Genomic DNA, 20,657 nt, shown 5'->3' on the forward strand with positions numbered 1-20,657 from the left:
GATGCCGCCACGGCCGTTGGATTATCTGTACATCGCCGCCACGATCGCCTTTACCGTGTATGGCCAATTGATCCTCAAATGGCGGATCGCCAAGCTGGGCCCCCTGCCCGCCGAGGCGTTCGACAAACTCAAGTTCCTGGTGTCGTTGCTGTTCGACCCGGCGATCTTTTCCGGATTCGCTGCGGCGTTCCTGGCTTCGCTGGCATGGATGGCGGCGATGACCCGGTTCGAACTCAGCCACGCCTATCCTTTCATGAGCCTGAATTTCGTCATCGTGCTGTTGCTGAGCGGCTGGCTGTTGAGCGAACCGCTGACGCTGCAACGCGCGGCTGGCGTTGCGCTGATCGTGGCCGGGACCGTGGTTGCCGCGCGTGGCTGAGCCGCTCGCGCAGCCTCCCGCTTCCGAGTGGCGTCAGTGGCTGGGGGCACTGCTGATCGTCCTGTTGCCGGTGCTGGCGCTATGCACCCTCTATTCGCCGCGCTGGGAAACCAACGACGACGTCGGCATGGCGATGCTGGCGCATGGTTACGGCATGGCCGCTGTCGGCTCGCCCAACCTGGTGTTCTCCAACGTCGTCTGGGGTTACATCGTGCGCCTGCTGCCCACGCTGGGCGGCATCGATGGCTATACGCTTGCGACATTCGCGGCGCTCGTCCTGGTCGGGACCACCCTGCTGCATTGTCTCAGGCGCCTGGGCAACGGCTGGGTAGTGACGGGCAGCGTTCTGCTTCTGCTGTTGCTGCGCCCAGTGCTGCTTCCGCAGTTCACCGTCAACGCCGGGCTGCTGGCCGTCGCTGCGGTGGCTTGCCTGTGCCTGTATGCCCACGCGAGGCGCGTTCCGGCGTTGTGGCTGGGTACCACGCTGCTGTTCCTGAGCGGCATGGTGCGCAGTCACGAGTGCCTGCTGGTCGTGCTGATCGCGCTGCCACTGCTGCCCTGGCACGCATTGACCCAAGGGCATGCGCCGCGCTGGGCGGCCGCGGCGCTGTGCGTGGCGCTGCTGGCCGCCGCGCTGCTGGACCGGCATGCCTACGCCACCCCGGCGTGGAAGGACTTCAACGACCTGAATCTGGTGCGGGCCGCGTTCACCGATTTCGGCGCCGGCGACTACCTCAACAAGCGCCCCGACATCCTGGCGCGCCACGGCTATACGACGAACGACATCGAGCTGCTGAGCCGCTGGTTCTTCGCCGACCCGCGCATCGCCGATCCGGTCGCATTGAAAGCCATGTTGGCCGAAGCCGGAACGATGCCGCTTCGCGAAAACGGATTGGCCACCGGCTGGCAAGGCATCCGCGCGCTGTGGCACCCGAACCTGCTGCCCTTGCTGATTGCCGCGCTGTTGCTTGGCGTGCTGCTGCCCAGTCGCAAAGTCGCCGCTGCCTGGCTGCTTTGCGCTTTGGCCGTATTCGCGATGGGTGCGCTGGGCAGGCCGGGCGTCCTGCGCGTCTACGTGCCGCTGATCGCCTTGCTGACCGTGGCGCCGCTGCTCCTGGGCAATGCAGGCCGCACCGGCAGACGTCCTGCGATCCTGGCCGTCGTGACGCTTGCGGCCTTGGCCAATGCGTGGCTCTCCGCCGCCGCATGGCAGACCGCGCAACGCGCGGACGAGCAGGCGCGCGGGGACCTGGCATCGCTTCCGCACGGGTCGATCGTGGTGTGGGGCGCCACCTTCCCCTACGAGGCCGTGTACCGGCCATTCACGCGTGCCGCCGAGCACGACAGGTACCGGTTGTACGCCCTGGGCGCCTTTACCCTGGTGCCGAACTCCGTCGCCAGGCACGAAGATCGGGCTGGACGCGGATTCGTCGGCCTGCTGCAGCGGCGCGAGGGAGTGACAATCCTCGCCAACGAGCAACGCCTGCAGTGGCTGGACCTGTATTGCAGACAGCGCCTCCAAGGCGAGCCGGCGCAATTGCAGGCGTGGCATGCCGGCGCGCTGCTGGCCAGCCGCCACCGATGCACGGCGGCGCGGTGACGGCCCATGGCTGCGCCGCTTCGCTTCCACCAGACCACTCCTTCAAGACCGCGGACACGTATCGAATGAGCACCGATTCCATCCCCTTCAACTGGCCGCACATGACCGGGAAGGAGCTGTACTACATCGCCGAGTCGCATTTCAACGGCCGCCTTGCCGGCGACGGTCCGTTTACGCGGCGTTGCCACGACTGGCTGCAGGGGCACACCGGCGCACGCGCGCTGCTGACCCACTCCTGCACCGCGGCGCTGGAGATGGCCGCCTTGCTGCTGGACATCCAGCCCGGCGACGAGATCATCATGCCGTCGTACACCTTCGTTTCCACCGCCAATGCCTTCGTCCTGCGCGGCGGCGTTCCGGTGTTCGTCGATATCCGCGAAGACACGCTGAACCTGGATGAGCGCCTGATCGAAGCCGCCATCACCTCCCGCACCCGCGCCATCGTGCCGGTGCACTACGCGGGCGTGGCCTGCGACATGGACGCCATCCTCGACATCGCCGCACGCCACGGCCTGAAGGTGATCGAAGATGCGGCGCAGGGGGTGATGGCCAGCTACAAGGGACGCGCACTGGGCGCGATCGGCGACATCGGCGCCTACAGTTTCCATGAGACCAAGAACGTGATCAGCGGCGAAGGCGGCGCCCTGCTGATGCGCGATGCCGCGTTGGCGCAGCGCGCGGAGGTGATCCGCGAGAAGGGCACCGACCGCAGCCGCTACTTCCGCGGCGAAGTGGACAAATACACCTGGCAGGACGTCGGCTCCTCGTTCCTGCCGGGGGAACTGACCGCCGCCTTCCTGTGGGCGCAGCTGGAAGAGGCCGACCGCATCACCCAGGACCGGCTGCGCAGTTGGGCCCGCTATCACGCCGCCCTGGAATCGCTGGAACGCGACGGCAGCATCCGCCGCCCGATCGTCCCCGACGATTGCCAGCACAACGCGCACATGTATTACGTCCTGCTGCATCCGCAGGCCGATCGGCAGCGCGTGCTGGAAACGCTGCGCGCCGCCGGGATCGGCTCGGTCTTCCACTACGTGCCCCTGCACGACTCGCCCGCCGGCAAGCGCTATGGCCGAGCCGCGGGCGAACTGCCGATCACGCAGCGGCAGTCCAAGCGCCTGCTGCGCCTGCCGCTGTGGACGGGGCTGAGCGCAGCGCAGCAGGACCGGGTGGTGGACGTCTTCACGCGCGCGCTCGGCTGAGCCTTTCCGCACACGCGCCGACGCGCGGCCGCAGCCGCGCCTGACAACGGGAATTCACATGGCCGCGCACTGGAAGAAGCTGGGACTGGTATTCAACGCGAGCGGCCAGGCGCCTTGGCTGCATGCCTATGCCGCCGTACCGATTGCCGAGCGCCTCGGCGACAGCGATCGCTACCGGATCTATTTCAGCAGCCGCGACGTGGCGAACCGCAGCTTCACCTCGTGGGTCGTCGTCGATATCCGCCATCCGCAGCGCATCCTCGATGCCGCCACCGCGCCGGTGCTGCAACCCGGAGGCCTGGGCGAATTCGACGACAGCGGCGCGATGGCGACCTGGCTGGCGACGCACCGCGGCCGGCGCTACCTGTACTACATCGGCTGGAACCTGGGCGTGACCGTGCCCTTCCGCAATTCGATCGGCCTGGCAACGTCAGCCGGAGCCGAACAGCCGTTCGCGCGCCACTTGCCCGGGCCGATCGTCGACCGCTCGGCCACCGAGCCGCATTTTTGCGCGAGCTGCTGCGTGATGCCGGGCGACGATCTCTGGCGCATGTGGTATCTGTCGTGTACCGGCTGGGAGCTGCAGGACGGGACGCCAAGGCACCGCTATCACCTCAAGTACGCCGAGTCCGACGACGGCATCGCCTGGCGTCGCGACGGCGAGATCGCGATCGACTACGCCGATGCCGACGAATACGCCATCTCCCGTCCCTGCGTGATCCGCGATCCCGACGGCTGGCGCATGTGGTACTCGTATCGCGGCGCCGCCTACCGCATCGGCTACGCCGAGTCCGCCGACGGTCGACGCTGGCAGCGACTGGACCATCTGGCGGGGATCGCACCCTCGCCCAGCGGCTGGGATTCGCAGATGATCGAATATCCCTTCGTGTTCGATCACGAGGGCGAACGCTACATGCTCTATAACGGCAACGACTACGGCCGCAGCGGATTCGGGCTGGCGGTTCTGGAACGCGGCTAGGCCAGCCACACACCCGCGCCGAGCACTCTGCTCATTCCGGCCACTGCGCCAGGCGCTGCGGCGCGATGCCGACCCGGCGGCAGGCGCGCTGCGCGATGCCGTCGTTGAGCGCGATGCGGAACAGCGGTGCCAGCCCCCGCAGCACCCGCGACGCGACCGCCGCCTGGGCGCGTTGCAGGCGCCCGTGCCCGAGCATCGCGCTCGCCCACGGCGGCAGCAGCGCCGCGCCGGCGCCCAGGAACAGCTCGCGCGACAGGCCCGCCGCCGGCACCGGCAGGCGCAGCCCGGCCAGCACCGCGAGCACCTCGCGCGATCGCGCATCCACCCGCAGTTGCGGGCGCACCTGGGCGAAGTAGTCCAGCACCTCGCGCTCGCTGGCCGGCACCGCCTGCGCGCCCAGCGCCTCGGCCACGCGTCGGCCCTCGGCGTAGTAGCGATCGGCGATGGCGACCGGCACCGCGCGGCAGTAACGGCGATAGCCCTGCAGGAAGCCGTAGGCCTCGGTGACGTGCACCCAGGTCAGCAGCGCCGGATCGTCGGCGGCATAGGCGCGGCCGTCGGGCGCGTGGCCGCGGATCCGCGCGTGGATGCTGCGCACGCGCGCGATCAGGCGCTCCGCTTCTGCTACCGGCGCATAGCTGGTGGCGGCGACGAACTGGGTGGTGCGGCGCAGGCGCCCGACCAGGTCCTCGCGGAAATTGGAATGGTCGTAGACGCCGGCCAGCGCCAGCGGATGCAGGGTCTGCAGCAGCAGCGCGCACAGGCCGCCGGAGAGCATGCCGGGGAACTCGGCGTGGATGCGCCAGGTAACGCTGTCGGGGCCGAACAGGCCGGCATCGCCGAGCGGCTGGTCGTAGTCGATCCCGCCCTGGCCGCGCGGGAACACGTCCAGCACCCAACGGCGGATCCGGGCGGCGGCGGGAGCGGTGAGGGTACGCAGCATGGCGGTCATCGCGGCATGGTAGCGGGCGGCGATGCATGCGCCGTGCAAACCGGTGTGCGCAGGCTTGGCGACGGTACCCAGGGCTCCCGGCCGCAACAGCGCAGCGTCGCACGGCCTTCATGTGCATCTGCAACATGCCAATTCCGGCCACTGTGCTAGAAAGAAGCTGCTTCAAGATCGCCCGAGACACCGCCGTCCGCCACCGCATCTGCAGGGAGCCTGTCATGATCGCTTTGTTCAAGGGGTTGGGGTTGTTGCTGGAGGACAACGCGCTGCACCAGCGCTCGTTCCCGGAACAGGTCGCGCACTGGCAGCACAAGAGCGAAGCGCAGCTGCGCTCGGAAGTGGATCTGCTGGCCAAGGCCAAGCAGCAGTGGCTGGTGGTCTCGATCATCGGCTGGCAGGCGATTTCGCTGATCATCCTGGGCGTCATCACCAACCAGCTGTGGCAGCACGACTACCACCTGACCTTCTCGCGCATCGTCATCGTGGTCAGTTCCTGGGTCGCGATCCTGTTCGTGATCTGGTTCATCGCCAACATGTTCGACCGCACCGCCGGCTTCGAGCGCTGGCTCACCGCCTTCAATAGCCGCGAGCCGCTGTCGGCCGACGCGGATACCGTGGAGTGCGTCGCCGATGCGCTGAACATGGCGCGCAAGTATCCGGAGATCCTCGAGTACAAGCGCGAGGTGGTCGCCAATCGCGAACTGCGTCACGAGGACATCCGCATCATGCGCGAGATGGGCCGCATCCGCCTGCATGCCGAACTGGTCGCCGCGCTGATCCAGTTCGAGGGCGTGCCGCCTGGCGGCCAGAACGGCGTGCTCCGCGTCGCCGGCTGAGCCGGCCGACGCGCATCCCAGCGATCGCGTGCGGATCCACAGCACGCGCGTTGCATCCGCCTCGACATTGGCGACGGGCGCGACGGTGCCTGCCGGCCACCGCCATGGCGGCCACCGCCGCACCCTGATGTCGTCAGGGCACCGCACTGACGCATCCACCGCGACGCACACAGCGCCGGCATCGGCGCCGCAGCCCCCAGCGCCGGCGTCATCCGCGCTGGAGCGCCTGCGCTGTCCTGGCGACAGCTCAGGGCTGCCTGTCGCCAGCAGCGCCCTGGATGCGCCGCTGCCGTAAGTGCCGGTCCGGCCTTCTCGATCATCGGCCGCCGCTGCAGCAAACGTCCCCGCTTGCCCGACCGCCCGCGTGCGCGGCCGCGGCTTGCCCTTGCCTGGCGAGTGCCCGGCGCCGACGGACGGGTCTTCGCAATCGCCACATCGCGAAATATAATCATTCTCGATTAGCCCCTCCCCACCCCACGGTCTCGATGAAACTGCACCCCCTCCCGTTCGCCTGCCTGCTCGGCATGGCGGCTTCCACTGCTGCGCGCGCCGCCGACACCGCCGATACCGCGCAGGCCACCGCCCTGCCTGCGGTGCAGGTCCGCGCCGAGGCAGCCGACAGCGGCTTCCGCAGCACCAGGCCGGCGCAGTCCGACAAGTCGGATACGCCGCTGGCGCAGACGCCCTTCTCGATCACCGTGGTACCGCGCGCGCTGCTGGACAGCCAGCAGGCGCAGACCCTGGCCGATGCCTTGCACAACGTCTCCGGCGTGGTCGCCAACACCTATGGCCGGCGCGGTTGGGACGACCTGATCATCCGCGGCCAGACCGCGTCCGACTCGCTGTTCGTCGATGGCCTGCGCACCGCCTCCAACAACCGCGTCGCCGAGCAGTTGTTCGGCATGCAGCAGGTGGAAGTGCTGAAGGGCCCGGCCTCGCTGCTGTACGGCCAGGTGCTGCCGGGCGGGCTGGTCAACCTGGTCAGCAAGCGGCCCGAAGCCACGCCGCTGCGCCGCGCCGAACTGGGCGTGGGCAGCGATGGCCTGCAGCAGGGCAGCTTCGATCTGAACCAGCCGCTGTCGGCCAACGGCAAGACCGCGCTGCGGCTCAACGGCCTGGCGATGAATGCGGACGATCCCACCGACCACGTGTACTTCCGCAGTCGCTGGATCGCACCGGCGCTGTCGCTGGACCTGGGCGAGCGCACCGACTTCGTGCTCCTCACCAGCTACCAGGAACGCGACTACATCCGCCAGCAGGGCCTGCCCTGGGAAGGCAGCGCCGAGGCCAATCCCAACGGCAAGATCGATCGCTCGCTGTTCACCGGCGAACCCACCCAGCCGCCGTACCACAGCCACCAAAGCCGCATCGGCTACGTGCTGGACCATCGCTTCGACAACGGCTGGACCCTGCACCACGCCGCGCGCTGGCAGGAATTCGGCTTGGACGGCTTCATCATCGCCAACAACGGCCTGGCCGCCGACCTGCGCACGCTGCGCCGTACCGCCACCGACCAGCACTACGACGGACGCACCTGGGTACAGGACACCTACCTGCAGCGCGGCTTCGCCACCGGCGCCTGGCAGCACACGCTGACCGCCGGCGTGGACGCGTTCAAGACCTGGGAATGGAACGTGCAGTCCACCTGCCGGGTCGGCACGCTGGACGTGTACGCGCCGGTCTATGGCGGCGCGGTCACCTGCCCGGCCACGCCCAGCCGCGACAACCTCAGCGTGGTCACCTCCGGCGGCCTGTACCTGCGCGACCGCATCCAGTTCACGCCCGATTGGCAGCTGCTGCTGGGCGTGCGCCACGACCGCAGCCGCAACCTCAGCGAGGACTACCTGACGGGAACCAACACGCGCAACGACGCCAGCGCCACCACCGGCTCGGCCGCGCTGATGTTCGATGCCGGCGGCGGGCTGCACCCCTATGCCAGCGTCGCAACCTCGTTCTATCCCAACGTCGGCACCGACGCGCAGGGCGCGCAGTTCGATCCGGAGCATGGCCGCCAGGTGGAGCTGGGGGTGAAGATGGAACTGGACGCGGGCACCAGCCTGAGCGTGGCGCTGTACGACCTGCGCCGGCGCAACGTGCTGCAGACCGATCCGGTCAACGACGGCTACAGCATCGCGGTCGGCGAGCAGCGCAGCCGCGGCCTGGAGTTCAACGCCGCCGCCGACCTGGGCAGCGGGGTCAGCCTGTTCGCCGGCTATGCCTACACCGATGCAGTGGTCACCGACGACGGCGGACAGAGCGTCACCACCGTCGGCGACCGTTTGTACAACGTGCCCAAGCACAGCGGCTCGCTGTGGCTGCAGTACGCGCCGCACGGCGCGGACGACGGCTGGACCTTCAGCGGCGGTGCGCGCGCCGAAGGCGAGAAGACCGCCTACGGCCATCGCATTCCCGGCTACGCGGTGTTCGATGCCGGCCTCGCCTACCGCCAGGGCCATTGGCGCTATGCGTTGAACCTGAAGAACGCGTTCGACCGCGACTATTTCGCCGGCGGCCTGCAGCGCGCCGTGGCACTGGGCGACCCGCGCACGCTGCTGTTCTCGGTGGGCGTGGATTATTGAGCTGCCGAGCGCGTGTTGCTCCTGGCAGGAAGCTCAGCGGCCCCGGCGCCATGTCGCGGCTGAAGCCGCTCCTACAGTGCACCCGGCGAGTCGCCCGCGCGCTTCCTGCAGGAGCGGCTTCAGCCGCGACGAACGAAGCCATTCTGCTATCCGGCTTCGGAAACAGTCGGGACTGAAGTCCCTCCCACAGTGCACCCAGCCGGCTCGTCGCAAGCCCCTTGTGGGAGCGACTTCAGTCGCGACGCGCGGAGTCAGAAACCGTTGCGACTTTGGCAACCTGTCGCGGCTGAAGCCGCTCCTACAGTGCACCCGGCGAGTCGGTCGCGAGCTTCCTGTAGGAGCGGCTTCAGCCGCGACGAACGAAGCCATCCTGCTATCCGGTTTCGGAAACAGTCGGGACTGAAGTTCCCCACAGCGCACCTAGCCGGTCGGCCGCAAGCACCTTGTGGGAGCGACTTCAGTCGCGACGCGCGGAGTCAAAAGCCGCTGCGACTTTGGCAACCTGTCGCGGCTGAAGCCGCTCCTACAGTGCACCCCGGGAGTCGCCCGCGAGCTTCCTGTAGGAGCGGCTTCAGCCGCGACGAACGAAGCCATGCTGCTATCCGGCTTCGGAAACAGTCGGGACTGAAGTTCCCCACAGTGCATCTAGCCGATCGGCCGCAAGGCCCTTGTGGGAGCGACTTCAGTCGCGACGCGCGGAGTCAGAAACCGCAACAGTAGCGGAGCCCCAGTCCCGAGACGCCAGCCGCCCCTCAGCCCTGCGCGCACGGCTGCGGCGCGGCCGATGCCTCGGGCGCGACGCATTGGCCGAAGTCGCGCGGCAGGCCGCCGATCTCGCGGCGCTGGCCGACCTGCAGGTCGAACTCCTGCAGCATGCGCGGCGCGCACCGGGCCGCCGCTGCATTGCCGGCCGCCGCGGTCGGCGCCGCGCAGGCGGCGTAGACCTGGTAGTGGCAGCGCCCGCTGCGGCTGTCGACGCAGCGGAACGTGGCCAGCCCACCGCGGTAGCTGGTGCGGCTGAAGATCACCGCGGCCCCGCGCTCGCTGGTGTGCACCACGGTCTCGCGGTGGGCGTCGGTGGACAGGTCGAAGGTGGCGTGACCCTGGCATCCGACGATGCCGAGCAGACACGACCACAGCGCGGAGAGCAGACGCATGGCGAATTCCTTGTTCCAGTGCGGAGATGCGGGAGGCGGCGCTTACATGCCGCGAAACAGACTCATGTACGGCAGGCTGACGGTCAGCACTTCGTCGCGGTGGCGCAGCTTCATCCGGCCCTTGCCGGTGTCGTCGCGGACCACCGAGGCCACCGCTTTCAGGTTGACGATGGTGGACCGGTGGATCTGCCGGAACGCGGCCGGATCCAGCACCTCCAGCAGTTCGCGCAGCGGCGTGCGCAGCAGCGCTTCGCCGTCGCGGGTCAGCACCGTGGTGTACTTGTTGTCGGCCTGGAAATAGACCACGTCGTCGAGCAGGATCAGCCGCGTCTCGCGGCCGCTGTTGGCGGTGATCCAGGCCAGCGGCGGCGGTGCGCTGGGCGATGGCGGGCGTTGTCCCAGGCGTTGCAGCAGCGCATCCAGCACCGCCACGTCCGGCCCCTGCGCGGCGCGCGCCTGCAGCCGCTGCACGGTCGCCTGCAGGCGCTCGCGCACGATCGGCTTGAGCAGGTAGTCCACCGCGCCCTGCTCGAACGCATCGATCGCGTACTGGTCGTAGGCGGTGACGAATACCACCTGCGTGCGCGGACTCAACTCGCCCAGCGCGCGCGCCACCTCTATGCCGCTCAGGCCGGGCATGCGGATGTCCAGGAAGGCCACGTCCGGCTGGTGCTCGGCCAGGCGCTCCAGCGCGCTGGCGCCGTCCTCGCATTCGGCGACGATGCGCAGCTGCGGCCAGACGTCGCCGAGCAGCCCGACCAGTGCGGTGCGCAGCAGTTCCTCGTCTTCGGCAATGACGGCGTCAACCATGACCGGCTCCTGACGGCAGCGGCGGCGGCGGGGGTGACGACGGCGACGGCGGATACGGCAAGGTGATCGTCGCGGCCACGCCGCTCGGGAAGTTGGACACGATCGCGAACGTGGCCGCGCCGGCATAGGTCAGGCGCAGGCGCTCGCGCAGGTTCTTCAGGCCGATGCCGGTGCCGCTGGACTGGCTGTTGAACCCCAGGCCGTCGTCGGCGACGGTGATGGTGGCGTGGTCGTCGAACGCGCGCGCCAGGATCCAGACCGTGCCGCCGCCGGGCTTGGGTTCCAGGCCATGCTTGATCGCGTTCTCGACCAGGGTCTGCAGCATCATCGACGGCAGCGGCAGGGTCTTCATCGCTTCCGGCACCTGCAGTTCCAGCTGCAGCCGCGCGCCCATGCGGATCCTGAGGATCTCCAGGTAGGCCTGGGTGCGTTCCAGTTCCTCGGCGAGCGAACTCAGCGCGTCCTCGGCGCTGGGCAGCGAGCGGCGCAGGTACTGGATCAGGTAACCGAGCATCAGGTCGGCGCGCGGCGGATCGGTGCGCGCCAGCACCTGCGCGCTGGCCAGGGTGTTGTACAGAAAGTGCGGCTCGACCTGCGCGTGCAGCAGATTCAGCCGCGCCACGGTCAGCTCCTGATCGGTGGCGGCCTGCTTGGCGGCGGCCTGCTCGTCGCGGCGCAACTCGGCGACGCGGCGCGCCACCGCGCGGCTCAGCGCCTCGGCGTTCTCGTAGTTGCTGCCCTCGTCGACCGCGAACAGGTCGATCCAGGCACTGGCGTCCGGTTCCAGCAGCAGGGTCAGGCTGCTGGTGCCGGCGCCGGGCGTCAGCGTCGCCAGCACCTGGTTGCGCTTGACCGCGAAGCGTGCGGCCAGGTTCCAGCGCGATGGCGTGCGGCCGTTGTACGGATCGATGCGACGCACCTTGGCGCGCACCTGCAGGCTGTCGGCGGCGCTCTCGACCTCTTCCACCCGCGGCAGTTCGCGCACCGCCGCATCGACCAGCGCGAACGCCTCGCGGGTGTCCAGCGGGATCTCGATCTGGCGGCGCTGGCGGCTGGACAGGGTGGCGTTGTCCAGCCGCCCGGCGATCAGCCAGACCCGGCGCAGATGGGTGATGCCGGCGACCAGCGCCGACAGCATCAGCAGCATCGCCAGCAGGCCGAAGAACCAGCCGGGCCGGTCTTCCATGCCGTAGAACAGGCCGCTCCAGACGAAGCCGGCGACGATCACCGCCGCGACCCAGGCGCACAGCAGGCGGAGAATCAGGGACACGCTGGAAAACATGGCGGCGGGGATCGGTGACATGGCCGCGAGCATAGCCGCGGCAGCGCAGGCCGCCAGTCCCCTTGCGACAAAACCATGCACGTGCGGACGGAACCTCGGATCGGCGGAGCCAAACCGCGGCGCCGCGTCGGCCGTGCGTCCGCGCGCGCCTATCGCGGGCATGCCGCAGCGACGCGGGCGCGCACGCTCGCTTAGACTTCGCCCGTCACGATCAGGAGTCCGGCATGCACCGACGACACTTCCTGCGCAGCGGCGCACTGGCCGCCACCGCCTTCGGCGCCGGTCCCCTGCTCGCGCAGCCGCGGCGCGGCGCCGCGGTGCCGCAGCCAGCGCCGCTGCCGCGCCTTCCCCCGGCGTCCGCCCCCGCGGCCGCCTTCGCGGCGCCGGCGCCGCTGGCGCCGATCCGCGCCAGCGCCGACCGCATCGTCGCGCTGCACGCGTGCACGCGGCCGTTCCGCGCGCAGGGGCCGCGCATCGAGGCCGAACGCATCGGCCGCAAGACCGTGATCCACAACTACGGCCATGGCGGCAGCGGCTGGTCGCTGTCGTGGGGATCGGCGGCGATCGCCACGCAGCTGGCGCGCGCCACCGGCCAGACCCAGCTGGCGGTGATCGGCTGCGGCGCGATCGGCCTGACCACCGCGCTGGTCGCGCAGCGCGCCGGGCTGCGCGTGCGCATCTACGCCAGGGAGCGGCCGCCGGAAGTGCGTTCCTCGTTCGCCACCGGGGTGTGGTCGCCGGATTCGCGGGTGTGCAGCAGCGCCTACGCCACGCCCGAGTTCGGGCGGCGCTGGGAGCGGATGGCGCGCACGTCGTTCGACATGTACCAGAACCTGCTCGGCCTGCCCGGCGACCCGATCGAGTGGCGCGACGGCTATGTGCTGTCGGATGTGCCGTTCGACCAGCCCAGCGGCCATGGCGGCAATGGCGAACCCGACTACCCGCCGCTGGAGGCGCAGTATCTGGCCGACCTGGGCCCGCGCTCGCAGCCGCTGGCGGCAGGCCAGCATCCGTTCCGGGTGGCGCACGTGCGCCGCTACACGCAACTGGTGTTCAACATCAGCGCCTACGCGCGGCTGCTGCTGGACGATTTCCTCGCCGCCGGCGGCGAGATCGAGACGCGCGAGTTCGCAAGCCCGCGCCAGTTCGCCGACCTGCGCGAGAAGACCCTGGTCAACGCCACCGGCTACGGCGCGCGCGCCCTGCTCGGCGACGACAGCCTGGTGCCGGTGCGCGGACAGACCGCGCGGCTGGTGCCGCAGCCGGAAGTGACGTACGGGCTGGTCTATCGCGGCCACAACCTCAACGTGGTGCCGCGCCGCGACGGCATCCTGGTGCAGGCGCAGGCCGATGGCGATTTCGGCAATCCCGATGCCACTCCCGACCGTGCCGCCTCGGAAGCGGCGGTGGCGCGGCTGGCCACCCTGTTCGCGTAAGCGGCGCCGCGGCGCACGTCGGCCACGCGGTGGTGGCCGCGGCGTCGGTTCGCAGGAGCCGGAGCGCCTCGGTAAACGGATACGCCGCCTCCGCGCCGCAGCGCGCTGGTTCGCTTGTCACGCCGAGGCGGCCGCGGCATTGCCGAAACCCCGTCGTCTGGATCCGCGGGCGCGGTGCATGCGCTTCGCTCGCGGCCAGCATGCGCTCGCCTTGCTGTCGCCTCCGCGACCAGCCGGCATGCGTGGCGTGGACGTGCGCTACAGCCGGCTGACGCTGCGAATGCGGATCTCGTCGCTGTCCACGCCGTGCCGCTGCGCGGCCTGCGCGCGCAGCTGCTGCAGCAGGCGTTGCGGGTCCAGCGGCGCAGCGTCGTCCCAGCTGTGCGCCAGCGTGCCCCAGGCCACGCGCTGGCCGAAGCTGTAGGCATCGTAGTCGGCCAGGTAGTGGCGCGCGCGCTCAGGTGCCGACGTGGACATCGCCTTCGTAGCCGTTGCAGCCCAGGTGTTCCAGCGCGATCGACAAGGCCAGCGCGTAGCTCTGCGCGCAATAGCCGCCGACCTGCCCCACACGCTGCCGCGAGGCCGCGCACAGGCAGGGCTCGCGCTGGTCGCAGGCATCGTCGTGCACTTCCACGTACGGCCGGCCGAGGTGCGCGACCGCGGCGGCGGTGGCGGCGCTGTCCGAGCACGCGCCCGGATCCAGCAGCAGCATTTCCACCGCCGCCGCGTCGGCCTGGGCCAGCGCCTGCAGCAGTTCGCTCTCGCTAGCGCAGCCGCGCACCGCCAGGGTCTTGCCGGCACGGCCGGCGTGCTCGAGCAATTGCCGCATCACCCGCGGCGCAATGCGCGCGGGGCGACCGCGATGGCCGGCCACGCAGTCCGGGCCGCGCAACAACAGGATCGACATGGCGGCGCCCTCAGTTGGCCAGCGCCGCACGCGCGCCGAGATGGCGCGCGGCCACGCCCAGCGCGATCGCATAGCTGTCGGCGAGCGCGCCATTGGCGATCACCGTCAGCAGCGGCGCGTGGCGCGGATGCAGCAGCGGCTCCAGCGCCTGCGCGCTGGCGTCGTGCACTTCGATGTAGGGATGGCCCAGCGCATCGAGCGCCTCGCGCAGGTGCGCGCCGTGATCGGCCAGGTCCGCGGCCGGCAGCTCGCCGGAGTCCAGCAGCACCAGTTCGGTCTCGTCGTGCGCACCCTGCTGCAGCCGCGCCACGATCTGCGCCGCATCGGCACAGGCCACCGGCACCACCCGGGCGCCGGACGCGCCGGCCAGGCGCCGCGCAACGGCAATGGCCGGCGCATCGCGGTGCGGGCCTTGAATCACCAGAATCGACATGGAACACATCCAACGGAAAGGACGCTGCAGACTCTAGGCCTGTGCCGCGTAAGCGCGCCATTGCGGTAGGCGGCTGGGGCGTAAAGCTTGCGTAAGAAGTGCCGGGATTGGGGATTGGGGATTCGGGATTGGAAAAATCCAAGCCGATAGCGCCCCCGCTTCGCGACCATCGCCTTTACGAATCCCGCAATCCCCAATCCCGAATCCCGGCCGTGCGACGCCCGGCCGCATCTGCGATCATCTCCGGTTTCCCGCTGCCGACGCCGCCAGGAACCTTCCATGACCCAAACCGCCTTGCGCCGCGATGTCGGCCCATTCGCCCTGATGCTGACCGGCCTGGGTTCGATCATCGGCTCCGGCTGGCTGTTCGGCGCCTGGCGCGCGGCCGGGCTGGCCGGCCCCGGCGCGGTCTGGGCCTGGCTGCTGGGCGCGGCGATCGTCACCACCATCGCCCTGGCCTATGCCGAACTGGGTGCGATGTTCCCCGAGTCCGGCGGCATGGTCCGCTACAGCCACTACTCGCACGGCTCGCTGGTCGGTTTCATCGCCGGCTGGGCCAACTGGATCGCGATCGTGTCGGTGATCCCGGTCGAGGCCGAGGCCTCGGTGCAGTACATGGCCTCGTGGCCGTGGCAGTGGGCGCAGGATCTGTACGTGCAGCAGCCCGGCGGCGCCGGCGAGCTGTCGGTGCCCGGCCTGTACATCGCCGCGGCGCTGGTGCTGGTGTATTTCCTGCTGAACTTCTGGAGCGTGAAGCTGTTCGCGCGCTCCAACAGCCTGATCACCGTGTTCAAGCTGGTGGTGCCGGCGCTGACCGGCGTGGCGCTGATCGCCAGCGGGTTCCACAGCGAGAACTTCAGCGTCGGCCTGCACGGCGGCACGCATACGATCGATTTCGCCGCGGTGCTGACCGCGGTGGCCACCGCCGGCATCGTGTTCAGCTTCAACGGCTTCCAGAGCCCGGTGAACCTGGCCGGCGAAGCGCGCGATCCCGGGCGCAGCATCCCGTTCGCGGTGCTCGGCTCGATCGCGCTGGCCACGGTGATCTACCTGATCCTGCAGGTGGCCTACATCGGCGCGGTGCCGCCGGAACTGCTGGCCAAGGCCGGCTGGCACGGCATCGATTTCCGCTCGCCGTTCGCGCAGCTGGCGATCATCGTCAACCTGCATTGGCTGGCGATGCTGCTGTACGTGGACGCCTTCGTCAGCCCCAGCGGCACCGGCATCACCTACACCGCGACCACCGCGCGGATGATCTACGGCATGGAACGCAACGGCACCCTGCCGGCGGTACTGGGCAAGCTGCATCCGCACTGGGGCGTGCCGCGCCCGGCGATGTTCTTCAACCTGGCGGTGTCCTACCTGTTCCTGTTCTTCTTCCGCGGCTGGGGCACGCTGGCGGCGGTGATCTCGGTGGCCACGATCATCTCCTACCTGACCGGCCCGATCAGCGCGATGGCGCTGCGCCGGCACGCGCCGGAGATGCACCGCCCGCTGCGCATCTTCGGCCTGCCGGTGCTGGCCGCCACCGCGTTCGTGCTGGCCACCGAGCTGCTGTACTGGGCGCGCTGGCCGCTGACCGGCGAGATCATCGTGCTGATGCTGGTGGCGCTGCCGGTGTACGCCTACTACCAGCACCGCCAGGGCTGGAAGGACTTCGGCAAGCACCTGCGCGGCGCCAGCTGGCTGATCGCCTACCTGCCGACCATCGCGCTGCTGTCGTGGGCCGGCAGCACCACCTTCGGCGGCCATGGCTACCTGTCCTATGGGCCGGACCTGGTCGTGGTCGGCGTGGTCGCGCTGGGCTTCTATTTCTGGGGCGTGCGCGCCGGCTGGCGCACCCCGTCGCTGCAGCAGGCCAGCGCCGGCTGAGGCCGGCGTCGGCGCGGGGTCAGCGCAGCGCCTGCAGCAGGCGCGAGACCAGCGTGGCGCCGACGAACCCGGGCAGGCTGCACAGCAACGCCATGGTGAAGGTCTCGATGAAATCGCGCCGCGTGTCCAGTACCGCGAACGCGATGCCGAGGCAGATCAGCGACAGCAGCAGCCCGACCACGCCGATCCGCGCATGCGCGCGCCAGCCGTGCAGCCGCGGCCAGTACCACGCGGCGACAGCGCCGGTCAGCAGCGCCGGCACCGCGCCGAACAGATAGGAAAACAGCGAGATCGCCAGCGCCCCCGCCAGCGCATCGATCGGCGCGTCGCCGCCATCCAATGCGCCGAACAGCAACAGCGGCAGCGCCACCACGAACGTTCCCAGCGGCGGCCCCCCGATCAGGAACGCCAGCACCACGCCGGTGCGCACCAATCCGGGATGCAGCGGGTCGACGCCATCGGCCGCATCGGGCAGGGGGTCTTGCCCGACCGCAGGCGCAGGCGGGTGGAGCGTGTCCGGCGCCGCCGGCGCGGCGTCCGGCGGGTCGGCGGACACGCCTCAGCCCCGGCTCACTGCCGCTGCGCCGCGCTGGCGTCGCGGGTGGCGCGGAACTCCGAGTCGCTGCTCCAGTTCGGCCATTGCGGCGAGTTGGCCAGCTCGCTGCCCAGCGTGTACAGCACCTGCAGGTCGCGCGCGGCGCCGGCGAAGGTCCAGCTCGGCAGCCATTCGTCGCCGGGCTGGTGATAGCGCTTGGCGGTGTAGTCGTCCGACGCCGCCTTGCCGGCCTTGACCCCGCCATCCACCCAATCCTGCCCGGCCGAGAACGACAGCGCCGGCACGCCGCGCTTGGCGAAGGAGAAGTGGTCGGAGCGGAAGAAGTAGCCGGCTTCCGGCTTCGGGTCCGGCGTGTAGCGCAGGTCCCAGCGCTTGGCGACCGTCTTCAGATCGTCGAGCAGGTCCAGCTTGGCGGTGCCGTAGATGCCGAAATCGCGCGACGGGCCGAACGGGCTCATGCCGTCCATGTTGATCACCGCCACCGTGCGCGCCAGCGGATACAGCGGCTTGGACGCGTAGTACTCCGAGCCGAGCAGGCCCTTCTCCTCGGCGGTGACCGCCAGGAACACCACCGAGCGCTGCGGCGCCGGGCCCTTGGCGAACACGCGGGCCAGTTCCAGCAAAGCGGCGGTGCCGCTGGCGTTGTCCAGCGCACCGTTGAAGATGCGGTCGCCGTTGGCGTCGGGCGCGCCGACGCCGATGTGGTCCCAGTGCGCGGTGTAGATCACGCTGTCGTCCGGATGGGTGCTGCCGGGCAGCCGCGCGACCACGTTGTGCGAAGTGATGACCTCCGACTTCACCGCGTAGTCGGCATGCAGGCGCTCGCCCTTCAGTTCCACCGGCTTGAACTCGCGCGATTGCGCCTGCTTCTTCAAGGCCTCGAAATCCAGCCCGGCGCGCTTGAACAGGTCCACCGCCAGGTCGCGCTGGATCCAGCCTTCGAGCGTGGGATGCGCGGCCTTGGGATCGTCGCGGACCACGTCGAACATGCTGTTGGTGTTGGAGCTGGCCACCGTGGCCCAGCCGTAGGAGGCCGGGGCGGTCTCGTGCACGATCAGCACGCCGGCCGCGCCCTGCCGCGCGCCCTCTTCGTACTTGTAGGTCCAGCGGCCGTAGTAGGTCATGCCCTTGCCGTCGAACGCGCCCTTGCCGGTCTCGAAGTCCGGGTCGTTGATCAGCACCACCGCGATCTTTCCCTTCAGGTCCACGCCCTTGAAGTCGTCCCAGCCGCGTTCCGGCGCCTTGACCCCGTAGCCGACGAACACCAGCGGCGCGCCGTCGATGGCGACCTGGCTGCTGCCGTCGAGCGCGGCGCGCACGGCGATCTGCTGGCCCTGGGTCAGCGCCTGGCGCTGGCCGCCGGCCTCGACCGCCACCTGCGGCGTGCCGACGATGTCGGCGCGGCGCAGCGGCACCGCCTGCGTCCACAGGCGCTTGCCGTCCTGCAGGTCGCCGCCCGGCTGCAGGCCCGCGGCCTGGAACTGCGCGCTCAGGTAGGCCACGGTCTTGTCCTCGCCCGGCGTGGCCGGCGCACGGCCTTCGTACGCGTCGGAGGACAGCGTCTTGACGTCGGCGGAAATGCGCTTGGTGTCGAAATTCGGTGCCGACGGCGGCGCCGCCATCAGTGCGCCGGAAATCGCCAGCGCCAGCATGCCCATGATCGGTCGCTTCACTCTTGCCCCTTGGATGGATGTACCCGCCCGAGTGTAGCGACGCCGGCGGCGAGCGGCCAAGCAGGGCCGGCACCACCCGGAAAGACGTGACGCACTGCTCGGATTGCCATCTGCGCATGCTCTAATCGCCGCGCTCGCCAAGCGCATCGCAGCGCTCGTGGACAAGCCGCCCTTCTGTGCCGGCAATCACGACGCCCGCCGCATCGGCTACCGATGATGGCCGCCATGCGCCCCGCCGGCGCCCCCACCTTTGGCCGTTCCGTCTTGGACCGACCGTTTTCGGAGAACCAGAGAGATGTCGACGTCGAAAAAATCCCGCATCACCCGCTGCCTGCTGGCCGCGGCGCTATTGGCGGCCAGCGGTTCGGCCTGGAGCTACGCCATCAACGGCGGCAAGGTGGTGGACGACAGCGGCAATCCCGTGCAGCTGCGCGGCGTCAACTGGTTCGGCTTCGAGACCAACGTGCACAGCGTGCACGGCCTGTGGGCGCGCAACTGGAAGGACATGATCACGCAGATGCAGGGCCTGGGCTTCAACGCCGTGCGCCTGCCGTTCTGCCCGCAGACCTTGAACGGCACCGCGCCGAGCAGCATCGACTACGGCCTCAATCCGGACCTGCAGGGCCTGAGCGCGTTGCAGGTGATGGACAAGGTGATCAACGAACTCAGCAGCCGCGGCATGTACGTGCTGCTCGATCACCACACGCCGGACTGCAACGCGATTTCCGAGCTGTGGTACACCTCCTCCTACAGCGAGCAGCAATGGCTCGCCGACCTGACCTTCGTCGCCAAGCGCTACGCAAGCGTGCCGGGCGTGATCGGCCTGGACCTGAAGAACGAGCCGCACGGCGCCGCCACCTGGGGCAGCGGCAACGCCGCCACCGACTGGAACAAGGCTGCCGAGCGCGCCTCGGCGGCGGTGCTGAAGGTGGCGCCGAAATGGCTGATCGTGGTCGAAGGCATCGGCGAGAACGGCAACTGCTCCAGCAGCGGCGGCCACTTCTGGGGCGGCAACCTGGAGCCGCTGGCCTGCACCGCGCTGAACATCCCGGCCAACCGCCTGCTGCTGGCGCCGCACGTGTACGGCCCGGACGTGTTCATGCAGTCCTATTTCAGCGCCTCCAATTTCCCGGCCAACATGCCGGCGATCTGGGAGCAGCACTTCGGCCAGTTCGTGCAGTCCGGCCACGCGCTGCTGCTCGGCGAGTTCGGCGGCAAGTACGGCCAGGGCAATGCGCTGGACGTGAAGTGGCAGAACGCGCTGGTCGACTACCTGATCGGCAAGGGCATCCACAGCGGCTTCTACTGGTCGTGGAATCCGAACAGCGGCGACACCGGCGGCATCCTCAACGACGACTGGTCCTCGGTGCGCACCGACAAGGTCACCCTGCTGAAGAAACTGTGGGGCGATTCCAGCAGCACCACGCCGGCACCGACGCCGACGCCGACGCCTACTCCAACGCCGACGCCCACGCCCACGCCGACCCCGGGCAGCGCCAGCTTCAGCACCAAGACCATCGTCGACAGCGACTGGAACGCCGGCTATTGCCACCGCGTGCAGGTGACCAACACCGGCAGCGCGAGCGGCAACTGGGCGGTCAGCCTGTCGATCGGCGGCACCGTCAACAACCTGTGGAATGCCACCTGGTCGCAGTCCGGCAGCACGCTCAAGGCATCCGGCGTGGACTGGAACAAGACCCTGGCGCCCGGCGCCACCGCCGAATTCGGCTTCTGCGCCGCGCGCTGACCGCGTGCAATGAAAGCGCCGCCGCGCGCACTGCGCGGTGACAATGCGAACGGCAGCGTCCCACGACGCTGCCGTTCGCACTTGCGGCGACGCAGCGCGCTCGCCGCGCTTTCGATGCGGACCTCGCCAGGTGCGGGAGTGCGTCGGGGTCGCGCCGGACGATCGCTCGCGACGGGCTCGCTCGGCAAGTCCATCGCCACCGACTCTCTCCCGGTTCCCGACGCTCGGCAAGGCGAGCGGGAGAACGCGTCTTGGCCGCC

Annotated in this window: 18 protein-coding genes; 9 read left to right on the plus strand and 9 right to left on the minus strand. The window is 69.6% G+C overall.

Features of this window, described 5'->3' with window-relative positions:
• Position 1: 1 nt before the first annotated feature.
• The 4 genes from HDC36_RS15130 to HDC36_RS15145 all read left to right on the plus strand — a co-directional run bounded on the left by HDC36_RS15130 (position 2) and on the right by HDC36_RS15145 (position 4,160).
• Positions 2–379 (plus strand): EamA family transporter, encoded by a 378-nt coding sequence (locus HDC36_RS15130; RefSeq protein WP_179569436.1) that lies wholly within the window; start codon positions 2–4, stop codon positions 377–379.
• Positions 372–1,979, plus strand: a complete 1,608-nt coding sequence (locus tag HDC36_RS15135; protein ID WP_343204350.1) for a hypothetical protein — start codon at positions 372–374, stop codon at positions 1,977–1,979. Before HDC36_RS15130 ends, HDC36_RS15135 begins: the two co-directional genes overlap by 8 nt.
• A 65-nt stretch (positions 1,980–2,044) precedes the next feature.
• A complete protein-coding gene (rffA, locus tag HDC36_RS15140; protein WP_179568898.1) occupies positions 2,045–3,181 on the plus strand; it encodes a dTDP-4-amino-4,6-dideoxygalactose transaminase in 1,137 nt (378 codons plus the stop codon).
• 58 nt (positions 3,182–3,239) lie between these two features.
• Positions 3,240–4,160, plus strand: a complete 921-nt coding sequence (locus HDC36_RS15145; protein ID WP_179568900.1) for a hypothetical protein — start codon at positions 3,240–3,242, stop codon at positions 4,158–4,160.
• A 31-nt stretch (positions 4,161–4,191) separates the two neighbouring features.
• Here the strand turns inward: HDC36_RS15145 and HDC36_RS15150 are convergent, their stop codons facing one another.
• Complete coding sequence (locus tag HDC36_RS15150; protein WP_179568902.1) at positions 4,192–5,112, minus strand: oxygenase MpaB family protein; 921 nt, start codon at positions 5,110–5,112, stop codon at positions 4,192–4,194.
• Positions 5,113–5,327: 215 nt separating this feature from the next.
• Here HDC36_RS15150 and HDC36_RS15155 point away from each other — a divergent pair, with 215 nt between their 5' ends.
• Together HDC36_RS15155 and HDC36_RS15160 are read left to right on the plus strand one after the other, a co-directional pair.
• Entirely contained in the window at positions 5,328–5,945 is a 618-nt protein-coding gene (locus tag HDC36_RS15155) for a hypothetical protein (RefSeq protein ID WP_179568904.1), read from the plus strand.
• 485 nt (positions 5,946–6,430) lie between these two features.
• Positions 6,431–8,524, plus strand: coding sequence for a TonB-dependent siderophore receptor (locus HDC36_RS15160; protein ID WP_179568906.1), 2,094 nt, complete (start codon positions 6,431–6,433; stop codon positions 8,522–8,524).
• A gap of 752 nt (positions 8,525–9,276) precedes the next feature.
• On the opposite strand, the gene HDC36_RS15165 is transcribed toward HDC36_RS15160, so the two are convergent.
• From HDC36_RS15165 to HDC36_RS15175, 3 genes are read right to left on the minus strand one after another with little or no spacing between them, the layout of a single operon-like run.
• Positions 9,277–9,681, minus strand: coding sequence for a hypothetical protein (locus tag HDC36_RS15165; protein ID WP_179568908.1), 405 nt, complete (start codon positions 9,679–9,681; stop codon positions 9,277–9,279).
• A 42-nt stretch (positions 9,682–9,723) separates the two neighbouring features.
• Positions 9,724–10,491 carry a LytTR family DNA-binding domain-containing protein gene (locus HDC36_RS15170; protein WP_179568910.1) on the minus strand — a complete coding sequence of 256 codons (768 nt, stop codon included), beginning with the start codon at positions 10,489–10,491 and terminating at the stop codon, positions 9,724–9,726.
• Positions 10,484–11,773: a histidine kinase gene (locus tag HDC36_RS15175; protein ID WP_179569438.1), complete on the minus strand. Its 1,290-nt coding sequence runs from the start codon at positions 11,771–11,773 to the stop codon at positions 10,484–10,486. Before HDC36_RS15175 ends, HDC36_RS15170 begins: the two co-directional genes overlap by 8 nt.
• 224 nt (positions 11,774–11,997) lie before the next feature.
• Between HDC36_RS15175 and HDC36_RS15180 the strand changes: the two genes are divergently transcribed.
• Positions 11,998–13,209 carry an FAD-dependent oxidoreductase gene (locus HDC36_RS15180; protein ID WP_179568912.1) on the plus strand — a complete coding sequence of 404 codons (1,212 nt, stop codon included), beginning with the start codon at positions 11,998–12,000 and terminating at the stop codon, positions 13,207–13,209.
• A gap of 258 nt (positions 13,210–13,467) precedes the next feature.
• Here the strand turns inward: HDC36_RS15180 and HDC36_RS15185 are convergent, their stop codons facing one another.
• Genes HDC36_RS15185 through HDC36_RS15195 form a run of 3 tightly spaced genes read right to left on the minus strand, consistent with a single transcriptional unit; the run spans position 13,468 to position 14,549 of the window.
• Entirely contained in the window at positions 13,468–13,686 is a 219-nt protein-coding gene (locus tag HDC36_RS15185) for a hypothetical protein (RefSeq protein WP_179568914.1), read from the minus strand.
• On the minus strand, positions 13,667–14,116 hold the full coding sequence (locus HDC36_RS15190) for a type II 3-dehydroquinate dehydratase (RefSeq protein ID WP_179568916.1): 450 nt from the start codon (positions 14,114–14,116) through the stop codon (positions 13,667–13,669). The genes HDC36_RS15185 and HDC36_RS15190 overlap by 20 nt, the downstream gene beginning before the upstream one ends.
• Before the next feature lie 10 nt (positions 14,117–14,126).
• Positions 14,127–14,549, minus strand: coding sequence for a hypothetical protein (locus HDC36_RS15195; RefSeq protein WP_179568918.1), 423 nt, complete (start codon positions 14,547–14,549; stop codon positions 14,127–14,129).
• A gap of 279 nt (positions 14,550–14,828) precedes the next feature.
• On the opposite strand from HDC36_RS15195, the gene HDC36_RS15200 reads away from it, so the two are divergent.
• Positions 14,829–16,421, plus strand: a complete 1,593-nt coding sequence (locus HDC36_RS15200) for an APC family permease (RefSeq protein ID WP_179568920.1) — start codon at positions 14,829–14,831, stop codon at positions 16,419–16,421.
• A 19-nt stretch (positions 16,422–16,440) separates the two neighbouring features.
• Here HDC36_RS15200 and HDC36_RS15205 read toward each other — a convergent pair whose 3' ends face one another.
• Positions 16,441–16,977, minus strand: coding sequence for a hypothetical protein (locus HDC36_RS15205; protein WP_343204351.1), 537 nt, complete (start codon positions 16,975–16,977; stop codon positions 16,441–16,443).
• 14 nt (positions 16,978–16,991) lie between these two features.
• Positions 16,992–18,650, minus strand: coding sequence for a M28 family metallopeptidase (locus tag HDC36_RS15210; protein ID WP_179568922.1), 1,659 nt, complete (start codon positions 18,648–18,650; stop codon positions 16,992–16,994).
• 295 nt (positions 18,651–18,945) lie between these two features.
• Between HDC36_RS15210 and HDC36_RS15215 the strand changes: the two genes are divergently transcribed.
• On the plus strand, positions 18,946–20,397 hold the full coding sequence (locus HDC36_RS15215; protein ID WP_179568924.1) for a glycoside hydrolase family 5 protein: 1,452 nt from the start codon (positions 18,946–18,948) through the stop codon (positions 20,395–20,397).
• The last annotated feature ends 260 nt before the right edge of the window (positions 20,398–20,657 follow it).

The organism is Xanthomonas sp. JAI131 (assembly GCF_013410075.1).
Classification (GTDB): Bacteria; Pseudomonadota; Gammaproteobacteria; order Xanthomonadales; family Xanthomonadaceae; genus Xanthomonas_A; species Xanthomonas_A bonasiae.

Bases quoted from the DNA above. Each gene is read 5' to 3' on its own strand.
- HDC36_RS15130 (WP_179569436.1), top strand. From the start codon at position 2: ATGCCGCCACGGCCGTTGGATTATCTGTACATCGCCGCCACGATCGCC.
- rffA (WP_179568898.1), top strand. From the start codon at position 2,045: ATGAGCACCGATTCCATCCCCTTCAACTGGCCGCACATGACCGGGAAG.
- HDC36_RS15145 (WP_179568900.1), top strand. From the start codon at position 3,240: ATGGCCGCGCACTGGAAGAAGCTGGGACTGGTATTCAACGCGAGCGGC.
- HDC36_RS15150 (WP_179568902.1), bottom strand. From the start codon at position 5,112: ATGACCGCCATGCTGCGTACCCTCACCGCTCCCGCCGCCGCCCGGATC.
- HDC36_RS15155 (WP_179568904.1), top strand. From the start codon at position 5,328: ATGATCGCTTTGTTCAAGGGGTTGGGGTTGTTGCTGGAGGACAACGCG.
- HDC36_RS15160 (WP_179568906.1), top strand. From the start codon at position 6,431: ATGAAACTGCACCCCCTCCCGTTCGCCTGCCTGCTCGGCATGGCGGCT.
- HDC36_RS15165 (WP_179568908.1), bottom strand. From the start codon at position 9,681: ATGCGTCTGCTCTCCGCGCTGTGGTCGTGTCTGCTCGGCATCGTCGGA.
- HDC36_RS15170 (WP_179568910.1), bottom strand. From the start codon at position 10,491: ATGGTTGACGCCGTCATTGCCGAAGACGAGGAACTGCTGCGCACCGCA.
- HDC36_RS15175 (WP_179569438.1), bottom strand. From the start codon at position 11,773: ATGTTTTCCAGCGTGTCCCTGATTCTCCGCCTGCTGTGCGCCTGGGTC.
- HDC36_RS15180 (WP_179568912.1), top strand. From the start codon at position 11,998: ATGCACCGACGACACTTCCTGCGCAGCGGCGCACTGGCCGCCACCGCC.
- HDC36_RS15185 (WP_179568914.1), bottom strand. From the start codon at position 13,686: ATGTCCACGTCGGCACCTGAGCGCGCGCGCCACTACCTGGCCGACTAC.
- HDC36_RS15190 (WP_179568916.1), bottom strand. From the start codon at position 14,116: ATGTCGATCCTGTTGTTGCGCGGCCCGGACTGCGTGGCCGGCCATCGC.
- HDC36_RS15195 (WP_179568918.1), bottom strand. From the start codon at position 14,549: ATGTCGATTCTGGTGATTCAAGGCCCGCACCGCGATGCGCCGGCCATT.
- HDC36_RS15200 (WP_179568920.1), top strand. From the start codon at position 14,829: ATGACCCAAACCGCCTTGCGCCGCGATGTCGGCCCATTCGCCCTGATG.
- HDC36_RS15215 (WP_179568924.1), top strand. From the start codon at position 18,946: ATGTCGACGTCGAAAAAATCCCGCATCACCCGCTGCCTGCTGGCCGCG.